General features: G+C 35.8%; 11 protein-coding genes, 1 tRNA gene and 2 pseudogenes. 4 read left to right on the top strand and 10 right to left on the bottom strand.

Annotated features, from left to right (window positions below; genetic code table 11):
* Positions 1 to 2 precede the first annotated feature (2 nt).
* Positions 3 to 373 (top strand): annotated as a pseudogene (locus tag OPR46_RS05315) (transposase); the annotation flags it as partial.
* A gap of 210 nt (positions 374 to 583) precedes the next feature.
* Here OPR46_RS05315 and OPR46_RS05310 read toward each other — a convergent pair.
* The 7 genes and pseudogenes from OPR46_RS05310 to OPR46_RS05275 all read right to left on the bottom strand — a co-directional run bounded on the left by OPR46_RS05310 (position 584) and on the right by OPR46_RS05275 (position 8,375).
* Positions 584 to 670: transfer RNA gene (locus tag OPR46_RS05310), tRNA-Ser, on the bottom strand.
* Positions 671 to 701: 31 nt separating this feature from the next.
* Positions 702 to 1,321: pseudogene (locus OPR46_RS05305) on the bottom strand (DUF2163 domain-containing protein); the annotation flags it as partial.
* 508 nt (positions 1,322 to 1,829) lie between these two features.
* Positions 1,830 to 3,797, bottom strand: coding sequence for a WD0745 family porin (locus OPR46_RS05295; protein WP_265043157.1), 1,968 nt, complete (start codon positions 3,795 to 3,797; stop codon positions 1,830 to 1,832).
* A 207-nt stretch (positions 3,798 to 4,004) separates the two neighbouring features.
* On the bottom strand, positions 4,005 to 4,826 hold the full coding sequence (locus OPR46_RS05290) for a 3'-5' exonuclease (protein WP_265043156.1): 822 nt from the start codon (positions 4,824 to 4,826) through the stop codon (positions 4,005 to 4,007).
* Entirely contained in the window at positions 4,819 to 5,703 is an 885-nt protein-coding gene (gene era, locus OPR46_RS05285; protein ID WP_010082484.1) for a GTPase Era, read from the bottom strand. The genes OPR46_RS05290 and era overlap by 8 nt, the downstream gene beginning before the upstream one ends.
* Before the next feature lie 250 nt (positions 5,704 to 5,953).
* Positions 5,954 to 6,976 carry a cytochrome d ubiquinol oxidase subunit II gene (gene cydB, locus OPR46_RS05280; protein WP_265043155.1) on the bottom strand — a complete coding sequence of 341 codons (1,023 nt, stop codon included), beginning with the start codon at positions 6,974 to 6,976 and terminating at the stop codon, positions 5,954 to 5,956.
* The gene (locus tag OPR46_RS05275) at positions 6,969 to 8,375 is read right to left on the bottom strand and encodes a cytochrome ubiquinol oxidase subunit I (protein ID WP_265044097.1); all 1,407 of its coding nucleotides are present in this window, start codon (positions 8,373 to 8,375) and stop codon (positions 6,969 to 6,971) included. The genes cydB and OPR46_RS05275 overlap by 8 nt, the downstream gene beginning before the upstream one ends.
* A gap of 753 nt (positions 8,376 to 9,128) precedes the next feature.
* On the opposite strand from OPR46_RS05275, the gene OPR46_RS05270 reads away from it, so the two are divergent.
* From OPR46_RS05270 to OPR46_RS05260, 3 genes are all read left to right on the top strand, one after another.
* On the top strand, positions 9,129 to 9,278 hold the full coding sequence (locus OPR46_RS05270) for a hypothetical protein (protein ID WP_265043154.1): 150 nt from the start codon (positions 9,129 to 9,131) through the stop codon (positions 9,276 to 9,278).
* 127 nt (positions 9,279 to 9,405) lie between these two features.
* Positions 9,406 to 10,026 carry a superoxide dismutase gene (locus tag OPR46_RS05265; RefSeq protein ID WP_265043153.1) on the top strand — a complete coding sequence of 207 codons (621 nt, stop codon included), beginning with the start codon at positions 9,406 to 9,408 and terminating at the stop codon, positions 10,024 to 10,026.
* Positions 10,023 to 11,294, top strand: a complete 1,272-nt coding sequence (locus OPR46_RS05260) for a M16 family metallopeptidase (protein ID WP_265043152.1) — start codon at positions 10,023 to 10,025, stop codon at positions 11,292 to 11,294. The genes OPR46_RS05265 and OPR46_RS05260 overlap by 4 nt, the downstream gene beginning before the upstream one ends.
* A gap of 6 nt (positions 11,295 to 11,300) precedes the next feature.
* On the opposite strand, the gene OPR46_RS05255 is transcribed toward OPR46_RS05260, so the two are convergent.
* The 3 genes from OPR46_RS05255 to nuoE form a co-directional block, all read right to left on the bottom strand.
* Positions 11,301 to 11,618, bottom strand: a complete 318-nt coding sequence (locus OPR46_RS05255) for a WD_0736 family protein (protein ID WP_010082444.1) — start codon at positions 11,616 to 11,618, stop codon at positions 11,301 to 11,303.
* A 191-nt stretch (positions 11,619 to 11,809) separates the two neighbouring features.
* The gene (gene tgt, locus OPR46_RS05250; RefSeq protein WP_151807958.1) at positions 11,810 to 13,024 is read right to left on the bottom strand and encodes a tRNA guanosine(34) transglycosylase Tgt; all 1,215 of its coding nucleotides are present in this window, start codon (positions 13,022 to 13,024) and stop codon (positions 11,810 to 11,812) included.
* Positions 13,025 to 13,525: an NADH-quinone oxidoreductase subunit NuoE gene (gene nuoE, locus OPR46_RS05245; protein WP_265043150.1), complete on the bottom strand. Its 501-nt coding sequence runs from the start codon at positions 13,523 to 13,525 to the stop codon at positions 13,025 to 13,027.
* Positions 13,526 to 13,810: the final 285 nt, after the last annotated feature.

Genomic DNA, 13,810 nt, shown 5'->3' with positions numbered 1-13,810 from the left:
CCATAAAAGCACTATATGCAGACAGAGCATATGACAGACATAAACTCTATAAATTGTGTGATGAATGCGGCATAAAGACAAAAATTCCTCCAAAAAAACAATGTAGCAGAGCATCCAAAGTATGGCAGAGAGAAATGCTGCAATTAGACTAATAAAGTCATACAGCGAAGATGTAATGAAGAGGTGGAAAAGGCAAACAAACTACGGAAAAAGATCTTATGTAGAAAGTTTTTTCTCGCGACTGAAACAAACATTCGGGTTTAATTTTCGGAACAAATCTGAAATTAATCGTGGGAAGGAACTGCTACTCAAGTGTTATTTGCTTAATCAATTTACTGACATTGGTATGGCTAAATTTGAAATGGCTACATGAATTTATCGTAAATTACCACCGCATAGTTGTAACATTGTACCATATTACAATGTTTGTACAGTTGTGTGCGCGACCGGGGGTTTTATACTATTCTAGAAGTATAGCTCTTTTTACAATAATCCGAACAGACCGTAATATGCTACTGGCCTGCTATAGCTATAAACACATATCTTATCGCATTCGGACTATTATAAGAAAGGCTATAACATACGGAAAAGGGGGGATTCGAACCCCCGACATATTTTCATATGTGCACGCTTTCCAAGCGTGTGCTTTAGACCACTCAGCCACCTTTCCATGCTTATTCATAATATTGAAAATTGTACTACTAAACAATATAAAAACCTGGTATATAGGGTTCACCACGAAAATTCACAGTATTGTTAAACTTGCTTCTGCAAGTTGGAAATGTTTTATCGCAACCTGCGAGTATTGAATATTTATCTCCAGCAAAAATTTGGTATGGAGGCGAAGTAAACAACGTAACTACTTTATTTTTATATTATTTTACTACACCTTCAAACGCTATTGAGCCAAAGAATTTTACTACTCCGTGCTTATAATATTCATCACTCTCAGTTAAATTCGTGTCTTCAAATCTTCTTTCATCTATTACTTTAGTGATTGTACTTATTTTACTAAATTTTTTAGTATCGGCTTTACATTTATCATCGCAAAATTCTGCTCTGCATGCAGGAGAGTATAATTCTGCTATGCTTCTCTCAAGCTTTGCTGAGAGCCCTCTAATTTCAGCAATAAATCTTCCACTACTTAATGTCACTTTACCAAAAATTCCTGAATGTAGATTCATTGTTCCCTGGGTCAAGTCTTTATAATTCACAAGAAATATCTCAATATTTGCAAAGTCGTACTTTCCTGATAAAACATCTTTTTTTTGATATCAACACTATTTAATATTCCCTCAATTTCCAAATTATCAGTCTTTATAGCCTTTCTTATAATAGTCCGAATGCGATAAGATATGTGTTTATGGCTATAGCAGGCCAGTAGCATATTACGGTCTGTTCGGATTATTGTAAAAAGAGCTATAATTCTCCAGCTAAATGATTTTTTAGTGTGGTTTGCATAGGGGCCTCCTGCTTAATTGATTAAATTTGAAAGTAGCTATACGGCCAGTAGAATAAGGGCAGTGTGTTCTTTTCTCATCATCTAAGTAGCCATAAAGCGTCATTCCGGTCACCATAGGGTGTCATTCCAGTGCTTGACACTGGAATCCAGGAAATTTTGCTTGTAAGTAAGCAAACTGATTTGGTGAGCATAAAAAGTGGATGATCTTATGCTGAAAAACGCTTTTGATGAAGTTGCATGGAAAGCTGGATCCCAGTGTCTGGGCACTGGGATGACAGGAGAGAGGACACCATATGTTTATTTGATCGACAAATAAACACTAACAGACAAGAATACACCACAGTTAACTGTGGTGTATTCTTGCTGGTTAGAAAGAAAACTTCACACCAGTAAGAAGGAAAATTCCTTGGTTAGAAGGTACATCAGCATCAGACTCATCTTTCAGCTTACCTGTTTCGTTAGTCATAAAATAATGGAGAGCTGCGTAAGGAACAAATTTGCTCTTACTGCATGCAGGAGACAGATCATATTGAACGCCAAGTGCACCATCATGAAGCATATCTTTGTCATTCATTCTGCTGCCAAAATACGTCAAACTTGTGTAGATATTCTCATGTTGATACCCAGCTCCTACAGTCCAATACATGGTATCTATACTATCTTTACCAAATTGAGCTTTCAGCCCTTCCACTCTTTTGCCATCAGTAGCATCTTTACTATCAATTTCCGTATAGGTATCACCAATTAATTTTTTAATACCCTTCGGTTGACCAGATTTGCCCAAGTATGCAAAAGAGGCAGCAAACTTTACGCCTTGATCTTCATTAATCTTATAATCAGCGCTTACACCAAAATTAACACCCATCAGGTCATTATACTCCACAAATTCCTTATAAAGATGCTTGTCTTTACTTGGTTGCTTTGGAAAGCCATACTCACCAACTGCAGAAGTTTTAACTTTTACATTATATTTATCAAAGTCATATTCATATGATGCACCAGCACTTACTATGTGCTCATAGTCTGGACCGACATGCCTTATCTTATCTTTTACCTTACCGTTTTTCTCTTCTTTTTCTTTCACAATAAACAAGCTACTATCATAACGAGGTGCATAACTGATGCCAAACCTTGCGCCCATATAATTTGGTGAGTAGTAGGCACCTCTAAATGGCAGTGTAGTCATAACGCCTTTGTTATATTTCCCTGCCATGCGGAAAGAGAATTTTTCACTTTCACTCGAAAAACTTTCAGTGTAAAGACGTGGTGTTACATAAAATGGAAAGCTAGCAGCGCTTCCTTCTAAGTTCACTTTTCTGAACCAGTCACTATCTGCAGCTCCGTCAACAGTCGCAATTCTTGTTGCATCAAGCCTCATCAGAGCCTCAGGACCAAATTGGTAACCAAGCTTCACGTCACCATATTTTGAGTTAACAAACACATGCGCACTTCTGCCTTTTGCAGCATAAACACCCTGTGAAGCTCCCTTACCTTCGGTCACTGGAACATGAAACTGCACGTCAGCACCATAAAGAAGACCTAAATCTTCATTCTTATTTTCTGCTCTGAGGTGCAATATCGCGTCAGCAATCATACCCATATCGTTGCTGTAATCACCAATATTTCCTATTCCTTCATAGAATATTGGATTTGCTCCTCTTGTTATATCTGGAGTGGCATTATAATACTCTGTAGATCTGTTTGGCATAACGTTATAACGTTTATAATCTGCGCCACTTGGTCCAGCTTTGCCATAACCTTGAGCATCAACAACACCACCAAAAGTTATTCTTAAATTACTTTGCCCTTGATTGGTATCGATAATATCAACTCCACCAACTGAAACAACAGGACTTGCCTTACCTTTTTCCTCTGTATTTTTGTTAACAACTTTTATATCCTTCTTTACATCTTTAGCTTCAACTTTAGCATTCTTAGTTTTAGAACGCTTAGTTTTTGAAACTTTACCTTTTTCTATATTAGAATTCTTAGCGTTTAGAGCTTTCGCTTTTGAATCCTCTATAAGCTTTGCTTTTTTCTCATTTGCTAGCCTGATCTCCTCTTTTTTCTTCTGCTCGGCTGCTAATCTTAGCTCCTCTTTTTTCTTAAGCTCTTCAGCTTTTTTTCTTGGATCAGCATTACATATTCTGTCCATCTTTTCTTTCAGTTTTTTATTTGATGTTTTCATAACTTCCACTTCTCCAGAAGTTTTTCTGCTCTCTTGCTTTTTTATTTCCTTCATACTCTCATCAGGAAAGTCAGCTGCAAAACTGCTGAAAGAACATAAAGTTAATAAAGAAACTAGAGCAGTTCTAGTATACATAGACTTTTTCATGAAGTGCCCCCAAAAAATTTCGAAATCATATCTTAAATGTAAATAGTATAAAAATGTTGAAAATTCAACTTAAAGCAACCTTATAACGAAAATAAAAGTAAAATGCAATACCTTAAAAGCAACTTTCTTAATATGCTCAACGTGTATATTAACCAAAATTTAGTACAGAGGTTCGCTTGTTAGTGCATTATAACTCGACTATTTATTCTATGGAAGTAAAATTTTTCCACCACAAGTTATTTGCCATTCTTCTTTAAATTTCTTTAGGTATTCTTTTTTTTCGCACTCTAAAAGCAGCTCTTCCACACTTTTGTTGTAGCTTTCAGTAGTAATCCTTCCCTGATGATGCATGAACCTTAAGTAAATCAAATAAGTGTTAATTACATCTGTTTCACAATAATCTCGAATCTCTTGTATCTTGCCGCTATCGTATAAGTCCATAACTTGTGACCCATCAACTCCAATCTTACCAGGAAGATTAAATGCTGCACAAACTTCGTTCATTTTTACTCTCGCAGAAGCTCCAAAATCAGAGAGGGATTCAAGTAAGTCACAATGCCAATCACTGCTATATCTCTGATTGTAACTATTCCACTTATCGCCAGCTTTATGAAAATATTCCGCTTGAATGCCATGGACCATAGCACGATACTTCAGCACTGGTATATCAAAAGTGCGTCCGTTGAACGAAACTAATCTTGGCTTTTTCTCTGATATGTAGTTAAAAAATCCTTTCACTAGCTCCTTTTCACTGGAATTTAGTGTGCCTCCAGATCTTATTTCTTGCAGTGTGAACACCTCATAACAGCTTTGGTAGCTTATATTGCAAAGTAAAAAACTAATAACTACAACAAGGTGAAAAGGCTGACGCAGAAAAGAGTTTTGCCCATTTGTTATTTCGAGATGATATTTTGTTAATGCATCCCTCTTCTCTTCTACACTACTATCATCACTAATATTGAGTAAATTTTTGCAGGAATTTACATCTGGTATAGTTTCAATATCAAATACCAATAAAGAATTAAGCATTGCCTATATACTCCTCCGGACGGTCGATCCAAGGTCGCACTTTCACAAATAAAAAGAGGTGTACCTTGCACTCAAATAATTTTTCTAGTTCAGCACGCGCTTCGATATTAATTTTTTTAATATTACTGCCATCTTTTCCTAGTACTATTTTTTTATGACTATCTTTCAACACAAATATGATCTGTTTGATGACTAAACTCTTATCTTTTTTTTCCTCAAATTGTTCAGTTATAACAGCTGTAGAGTATGGCAATTCTTCACGCAAGTTCAAGAATAATTTTTCTCTCGTAATTTCTGCTGATAAAAAATTTGTCGAGGAATCGGTTATTTGATCTTCTTCATAAAACCAGGGGCTCACCGATGCAACTTCAGACAAGTAATTCATCAAATCAGAAAGTCCATCATTCTTTAATGCTGATATCATAAAAACCTTTTCAAATTTATAAAGCAAATTCAGATGCTCATGCGCCATCTTTAATTCAGGCCTTTTTACCAAATCAGTTTTATTGATAACCAAAATGCATCTGCCTTTTGTGCGCTGCAGCCGCATAAATATAGTCTTAATTCTTTCTATATTTTTCAAATAATTGCTTACATCAACAAGCAACAAAGTGATGTCACTATCCTTAACTGCCGACCATGCAGATTTGACTAAAGCTTTTTCAAGTTTTGTTTCTGCTGAGAAAATTCCTGGGGAGTCAGTAAAGACAATTTGTGTGTTGTTGCATGTTGCAACACCCCTTATTTGCGTCCTTGTTGTTTGCACTTTAGGGGTGACAATTGCAATTTTCTTGCCTATGATGCTGTTAATTAATGTAGACTTCCCAGCATTTGGTAAGCCAGCTATGGTTACAAATAAGCATTTTTGTTCTTTCACAAAGAAAATTATAAAGAAAACTGAATGCCCGCGTCAAGCTACTTATGTGACAAGAAGGATGACAGAACCCTTTTTGGTTAGCATGCAAAAAGGAAAAAAACTTATTCTACAAATTAAAAATACAATATACTCAAAAACTTTTCAGAAAATCCATAGGAGGGTTTGCTAATGAAGGTTCTTGAGTTGACGCCATTGCCTGAACGACTGCTTGATTTAAGGGTAACGTTTTAACCATAAGGTCACTGAATCCTTAATATGTGTGTTCATAATTTGATTTTCCACGAAAGACATAATAGCAATAACCAGTGTAAGTTAAAATGATTGGTAAAAGCGGTATTATAACAATGAGCATTAAAGATAAACTTGGCCCAGAAGCGGCTGCATCCAGAATGGTATATTGAAAAGGTATAATCCATGGGTAGATACTAATTCCTAAACCTAAATATCCCATAAAAAAAATAGCAATACTGAGAAAGAATGGACGGTACTCCCGTTTAGTATTCTGAAGATCAAACCACAGCATGAAAAATAGCCAAGATGTGAGTAATGGAATAGAAAATAAATAATAAAAATTTGGCATGCTAAACCAAAAGTTTTTAATACGTTCATTTAAAAATGGTGTCACTACACTCACTAGTCCCATGAAAATACCTACAAAACCAAGCGTATAAGAAGCAACCTTGCGTGCCCATTCTTGTGTTATATTTTCTGTCTTCATTATGAGCCATGTAGAACCTAAAAGTGCATATCCAAATATCACAGCAATGCCTGTCATTACACTAAAAGCACTTGCCCAATCAAATTGGCCACCAGAAAAGTTGCGTCCGTTTACTTCTACACCATGTATAAATGCACCTAAAATCATGCCTTGGCAAAATGCAGCACCAAGTGACCCAAAATGAAAGACATAATCCCATAATCGCCTGTATTTTCCTTCTGCCTTAAAACGAAACTCAAAGGATACTCCGCGCACTATAAGGCCAAGCAGCATAATAATGATTGGAATATAAAAAGCAGGCATTAATATTGAATATGCAAGAGGAAAAGCAGCAAACAACCCTCCACCACCCAATACCAACCATGTTTCGTTTCCATCCCAAAATGGTGCAATTGAGCTTATCATGTGATCACGGCATTTATCTGACGGTGCAAAAGGAAGTAAAATACCAATACCTAAATCAAACCCATCCATTAAAATATACAGTAAAACAGCTATGGCAATTAGTAATCCCCAGATTAGGGGTAAATTAATTAAGGAAGAAAAATCAAACATGATTGTTGTCCTTTCCAGATGTACCAGCATCAATCACTGAAGCTCCAATACCGTGTTTATAAAATTGCTCTCCTTCTTTAATGACAGGAATTCCTTTGTATATAAGTTTCAGAATATAGTAACTACCTGCTCCAAATATAAGGGTATACATAACGATAAATGCAATCAAAGACCATGCAACCTGAGGACCGGTAATCGCAGATGAAAATGATTCAATTGTGCGCATAATTCCATATACAGTGTAAGGTTGACGGCCAATTTCAGTAGTAAACCAACCTGCAAGTAACGCTATGAACCCAGACGGCATCATTGATATCCACCATCCATGTAAGAAACAACTTTGGAATAATTTGCCACGAAGATACTGTATAACACTTACTGACCCAATTATGATCATTAAAATTCCAACTCCAACCATTATACGGAAGGACCAGAATACCCATACTACAGGTGGTCTATCTTCTTTTTTCCATTCCTTTAATCCTTTTACCTCTCCTAAAAAATCATGTGTTAAGATCAAGCTGGCAAGATTAGGAATTTTTATCTCGTAGTGATTAATTTCATTTTGCTGATCCGGATAAGCAAATAAAAGTAAGCCAGCCCCTTTTTCGGTTTCCCATATACCTTCCATTGCAGCAATCTTAGCAGGTTGATGCTTTAGTGTATTTAATCCATGCCTATCTCCCATGAACAGCTGAAATGGTGCAGCTAAAGCTACCATAATGGTTGCCATACCAAGCATAATTCTTGCTTGAGGAGCATGTCGTTTTCTCCAAAGATAAAATGCTCCTACACCACCAACCACAAAAGCTGTTGTAAGATAGGCTGCTGTTACCATATGAATAAAGCGATAAGGGAAAGAAGGATTAAAAATAATCTCTAACCAATTGGTTGGATATAGGAGACCATTCTCACCAATCGTGAATCCAGCGGGTGTTTGCATCCAACTGTTGGCCGCAATAATCCAAAAAGCTGAAATAAGCGTTCCCACTGCAACAATACAAGTAGAAGCAAAGTGCATACGAGAACTTACTCTATTCCATCCAAATAGCATAATACTCAAAAAAGATGCCTCCAGAAAAAAGGCTGTTAAAACCTCAAAGGAAAATAGAGGGCCGAGAACATTGGCTATGCGGTCAGAAAAAATCGACCAATTGGTACCAAGTTGATATGACATTACAACTCCAGATACCACTCCCATGCCAAAAGCAACGGCAAAAATCTTGATCCAGAATTTATAAACATCACGGAAACGTGTATCACCAGTCTTAAGCCAACACCATTCCAAAAAGGCTAGAAAACTTGCAAGCCCGATCGTGAAAGCAGGAAATATAATGTGAAAGCCTATTGTGAAGGCAAACTGAATTCGAGCTAATAATAAAGGATCAAATTTAAACATTTTACCTAATACCCATGTATTACAAATAATAGCCAAATCTGCCTATAATTCAATCCATTTTTTCACAAAATTGACCTTACCCAGAAAAAGTAGAGAGAAAGTTAAGACGTTTTTGTCATGAGAATAAATTGTGCAGGAATACAACTGTTCTCCCTTGTCATACCGTCACGGTATCTCTAGATCCCGCTAACACGTAGCGGAATGACACCTTCCGTATAAACATTAAGAAATTTACCAAGCGGAGAAAAAGGCAAAAGAAGCCCCGTGGTTGGCTAATTACTTACATTATATAGCCTTTCTTATAATAGTCCGAATGCGATAAGATATGTGTTTATGGCTATAGCAGGCCAGTAGTATATTACGGTCTGTTCGGATTATTGTAAAAAGAGCTATACTTTCAAGTATGGCGTTTTTTTATTCTAAACGTTTAATAACCGCGATTCAGCTACTTTTAAACCGCAACTAATCTAAATTATAAACGTTAAGAAATTTACTAAACAGAAAAAAAGGCAAAAGAAACCCTAGGGTAGCTAGTTATTCACTATCCATTTTTTAAGTTGGCGTTTTTTATGTTTTAAACGCTTTATAAGCGCGTTTCAGCTTATGTAGGTAGAAATTTTATAAGAGATAAGGTGCACATAGTGCAAAAAATTAAACATGAGACGCCAGATACGTGAGTTTTTTTTGTCATTTAATCTGTACAGATAAGATAAATAAATAGCTTCAGTTTCATGATAAGGGGGTTGGCGAAGGGTGTCAAGTATAGCTCTTTTTACAATAATCCGAACAGACCGTAATATACTACTGGCCTGCTATAGCCATAAACACATATCTTATCGCATTCGGACTATTATAAGAAAGGCTATAACTTTTGCATTTAATCCATTTCTATGGCTTATATAATAATCGTTATTGTAGTATAATTTAGAATAATGCAATAGATACCTAAATGTTTTAGCTATTAATTATATGTTGCACAAAAGCATGTATTGCCCTACCATCCAAGTAGGTTAGAAATAAAGAGGTTTTTATGAGTTTTACTTTACCTGAATTACCATACGATAAAACAGCTTTGGAGCCTTATATATCTGCAAAAACCTTAGATTTTCATTATGATAAGCACCATAAAGGATATTTAAATAAACTCAACGAGCTAGTTGAAAATACGGATTATCAACATGTAAAAATTGAGGAATTAATAACAAAAGTGCATGGTAATAGCGGCAACTTGCCTATATTAAATAATGCAGCACAAGTTTGGAACCATACTTTTTATTGGAATTCAATGAAAAAAAATGGTGGTGGTAAGCCTAAAGATGGTAGTCTTCTAGCAAAAAAAATTCAAGACGATATCGGTGGCTTTGATAAATTTTATGAAGAATTTTCGAGTCATGGAGTAAGCCAGTTTGGCAGTGGATGGGTATGGTTAGTGCTCGAAAAAGGTAGGTTAGGAAAGCTCAAAATCACCAAGACTCCAAATGCAGATTTGCCAATAATTTATGGCCAAGTGCCACTACTCACTATGGATGTGTGGGAGCACGCCTATTATTTAGATTGTCAAAACCGTAGAATTGACTACATAAAAGTTTTCCTTGATCATTTGATTAATTGGGATTTTGCAGAAGAGAACTTAGAAGAATATATGAGATGAATATACCCCGGGTAACAAAATTAGATAATGGTCTGCGCATAATAACTGAGCAGGTGCGTGGTATTGATTCCGTAGCTTTAAGCATACGAGTTGGTGTTGGCAGTAGAGCAGAAAGTGCAAAGCAAAACGGAATATCCCATTTTTTAGAACACATGGCTTTCAAAGGGACGAAGACAAGAACTGCCTTTGAAATTGCAAAAGCTTTTGATGACATAGGTGGAGTTTTCAACGCTAGCACCGGTAGGGAAAGCACCACCTATTATGCAAAAGTCCTCAAGAAAGACATAAAAACTGGTATTGATATATTAATAGATATATTGATGAATTCCACGTTTCCAGAAGATGAATTGGAACGTGAGAAGGGTGTTGTAATACAAGAGATTTTTCAAACTAATGATTCACCAAGTGACATTATTTTCGACAAATATTTTGAGGCAGCTTATAAAGACCAACCATTTGGTAGGTCAATCTTAGGCACGCAAAATACTGTAAAATCTTTTACTCGAGGAGATCTAGATAATTACATAAATGAGCATTACTTTGGTGAGAATATGCTATTTGCCGTTGCAGGAAATGTTGAACATGAAGAAGTTGTTGCATTAACCAAAGATTTTCTCTCAAAGATTCATTCTAAAAAGCTGAAAAAAAGCCAAAATGTGAGCTGTACTGGTGGTGAGTATTTAGAACATCGTAAATTAGATCAGGTACACTTGCTAATTGGTCTACCTAGTGTTTCTCGCCATGACGATAAATATCACACGTTTCAAGTGCTTGATTCTATATTAGGGAGCGGAATGTCATCACGTTTATTCCAGGAAGTAAGGGAAAAGCAGGGATTAGCTTACTCTGTTTATTCATTTAATTCCAGCTGTACTAATACAGGAATGTTTTCCATTTTTGCTGGTACAGACAGTAGTAACTTAGATAAGCTTTTAAAATCTATAACGACAGAGTTGAAGAAGTTGTCTACAGATGATCTGAAGGAAGAAGAAGTAAATAGAGTGAAAGAGCGAGTAAAATCCCAAATTTTAATGTCACGCGAAAGTGTTAGCTCACGTGCTGAAACATTGGGACACTACTACGGTAACTATAATAGGTACATCAGTAAAAATGAATTAATAGAAAAAATTAGTGCAGTTACCACTGCTAACGTAAAAAAAGCAGCAGAAGAATTGTTATCTCAGCATGAAAAAACCACTCTAGCTGCAATTGGAGAAATTGAATCATTGCCAAGCTACGATAAAGTGGTTTCTATGCTTAAAGCTTAGTGTACTTTAATTATGTTGCTTAAGCTCACTAAAAAGTTCAATGAACGGTTGCAAAATCCTTTCTATAAAAAGTTTGCTTTCTGGTTCATCGCGTATATTACTTATCAGTTTATTCAAAGTTTTCTCGCTGTTTCGTAAAAATAAATAGCTTTCTACTGCTTGCACACCAGACAAGACAGTCAAAATTCCTCCTATCACTAGACAAGCAGCTATAGCAGGTACGGTACCCACTGCAATTGCAGTTGCGATTAATGATAACCCAGCTAAGAATGTAACGGCTGAAACGCAAAACGCTATTTGATGTTTTTCTTTATTGTTAACCATAAATACCTCAAAAAAACTATATTTTTAGCATACCAGCGTTGTTATGTATTGTCAAGTTTTTAAAGAAGATTAAAAAATGCAACGCACATGTGCAAAAGACGCTAACTATGGATTAGCCAAGGAAGAAAGAGTAGGAAGAGGAAGGCTTTTTCTGTTTTAGGGAATATAAAATAAGCGTAGAAAAATATGAACTAGGTGTATAATTCACAGTGTAGTGGTATCTCACTAATCCAATTATTTTTCTCCCGATCTAGCCTATCATCTAATATAGCCTGCCTTATTGATGCCATTAACTTATTCATAAAGAAAATATTATGAATGGTAACGAGCGTGTAAGCCAGGAGCTCTTTAGCTTTCAGTAAATGGTGTATATAAGCTCTTGAATGTTTTCTGCAGGTAAAACATAAACAGTCACTTTCAATTGGGTTGTTGTCCAGCTCAAATCGTTGATTCCGCAAATTAATATGCTCTTTGCACTTTGAAGAAATAGAATTTCTGTTTTTTACTTTAACAAGTGCGCCACCATGCCTTGCTAAGCGGGTTGGATGCACGCAATCAAACGTGTCAATTCCAAGCTCTACTCCGCGAAAGATGTCCACAATTCCACCAATACCAAGCAAATGAGTAGGCCTGTCTTTTTTCAGGTGGTCCATAGTGAAAGAAACTACATCATGCATCTGCTCTTTACTTTGACCAAGTGATCCACCTATTGCTTGACCAAAAAATGGCAAATCGTTGATAAAATCACAACTTTCTCTACGTAAATCTTGATACACTCCGCCTTGACTAATTCCATACAGTGCCTGCTTGCCATTATTGTTTTTTTCAAATTCATTTAAAGAACGTTCAGCCCATCTGTGGCTCATGAGCATTGATTTTGCTGTGTATTCTTTGCTTACGTGAAATGGAGTGCATTCATCTAAAACTAGGATTAAATCTGCACCTAATTTCTGTTGAATTTGTACAGATTTTTCAGGAGTTAAGCAATAAATTTTACCATTAATGTAAGAACGAAAAATTGCCCCATCCTCATTAATTTTGATCAAAGTTTTTTGTTTTTTTCTTATTCCTTTTATCTCTTCCGAAACTGATCCGTGGCCTAAGCTAAATATCTGATATCCACCTGAGTCAGTTAGCATTGGCCCATTCCATCCTATCATCTTGCGCAAACCACCAAGTTTTGCAACAGTATTCTCTCCTGGTTGAAGCATTAGGTGATAGGTGTTGGAAAGTATGATTTGGGTACCAGCTTCACTTATTCTTTCAATATCTGCAGCTTTAATTGCAGCTTTTGTTGCGCAGAATATAAAAGCGGGGGTTTCTACGCTTCCATTTGGAGTTTTAATTGTTCCAACTCTTGCAGAACCTGATTGCTTGATTCTCTTGAATGAAAATTCTTCTTTCATCTATTTGCCTGAAAGTTCTGTTATGATGTTTTCTACTTTCTCAGGAGTAAGATTTTCATAGAAGTCATTATTGATCTGCACAACGGGAGCATTAACGCATGCACCTAGGCATTCAACTTCTTTTAAAGTGAACAAATTATCTTTAGTAGTCTCACCGATATTGATTCCAAGTTTTTTTTTAAAGTTATTTAAAACTTCTTCACTATTGCACAACCAACAAGGAGTTGTTCTACAAATTTGTATTAGATATTTGCCTACTGGTTTTAAATTATACATGGTGTAAAAATTTGCCACTTCATATACACGAATATGTGGAATATGCAGCATATCAGCAACATAACGCATAGCAGATTCAGAAACCCATCCGCATTGCTCTTGAACCAGATATAGTAAAGGCATAACAGCACTACCTTCTCTACCTTTGGGATACATCTCTATAAACTTTCCCGCTTTCTTGAGGTTTTCTGATGTAAAACTAAACTGCTCTTCTTTTTCTATCATTCATGAGACTCGTGTAAACTTTAACAGATTATACCTGTAGAACCAATGATTGCAATTGTTGGTTTTTTGAGAAATAGCATAAAGCTTCTTAGCCCTCTTCAAGCTTATATTTACCTTTTAGTATAAAATATTATATTAATTTTTTAATTTTAGTTAAAATTTTCATTGACATTAACACACAGGAGTAATCATAATAGCATTTTATTAATATTTTAAATAAAATTATGTCTATATTAAGAAGATTGCTCGGGATCAACTCAAATACACCGGAAATTAAAGAAGCGA

The sequence above is a fragment of the Wolbachia endosymbiont (group A) of Scambus nigricans genome, assembly GCF_947251485.1.
Classification (GTDB): domain Bacteria; phylum Pseudomonadota; class Alphaproteobacteria; order Rickettsiales; family Anaplasmataceae; genus Wolbachia; species Wolbachia pipientis.
Note: the sequence above shows the minus strand (reverse complement) of the source record. Positions and strands in the feature narration are given on the sequence as shown.

What these genes read in the sequence shown, in the direction of transcription:
- OPR46_RS05290 (WP_265043156.1), bottom strand. Translation starts at nt 4,826, where the DNA reads ATGCTTAATTCTTTATTGGTATTTGATATTGAAACTATACCAGATGTA.
- cydB (WP_265043155.1), bottom strand. Translation starts at nt 6,976, where the DNA reads ATGTTTGATTTTTCTTCCTTAATTAATTTACCCCTAATCTGGGGATTA.
- OPR46_RS05265 (WP_265043153.1), top strand. Translation starts at nt 9,406, where the DNA reads ATGAGTTTTACTTTACCTGAATTACCATACGATAAAACAGCTTTGGAG.
- nuoE (WP_265043150.1), bottom strand. Translation starts at nt 13,525, where the DNA reads ATGATAGAAAAAGAAGAGCAGTTTAGTTTTACATCAGAAAACCTCAAG.
- OPR46_RS05295 (WP_265043157.1), bottom strand. Translation starts at nt 3,797, where the DNA reads ATGAAAAAGTCTATGTATACTAGAACTGCTCTAGTTTCTTTATTAACT.
- OPR46_RS05260 (WP_265043152.1), top strand. Translation starts at nt 10,023, where the DNA reads ATGAATATACCCCGGGTAACAAAATTAGATAATGGTCTGCGCATAATA.
- tgt (WP_151807958.1), bottom strand. Translation starts at nt 13,024, where the DNA reads ATGAAAGAAGAATTTTCATTCAAGAGAATCAAGCAATCAGGTTCTGCA.
- OPR46_RS05255 (WP_010082444.1), bottom strand. Translation starts at nt 11,618, where the DNA reads ATGGTTAACAATAAAGAAAAACATCAAATAGCGTTTTGCGTTTCAGCC.
- OPR46_RS05275 (WP_265044097.1), bottom strand. Translation starts at nt 8,375, where the DNA reads ATGTTTAAATTTGATCCTTTATTATTAGCTCGAATTCAGTTTGCCTTC.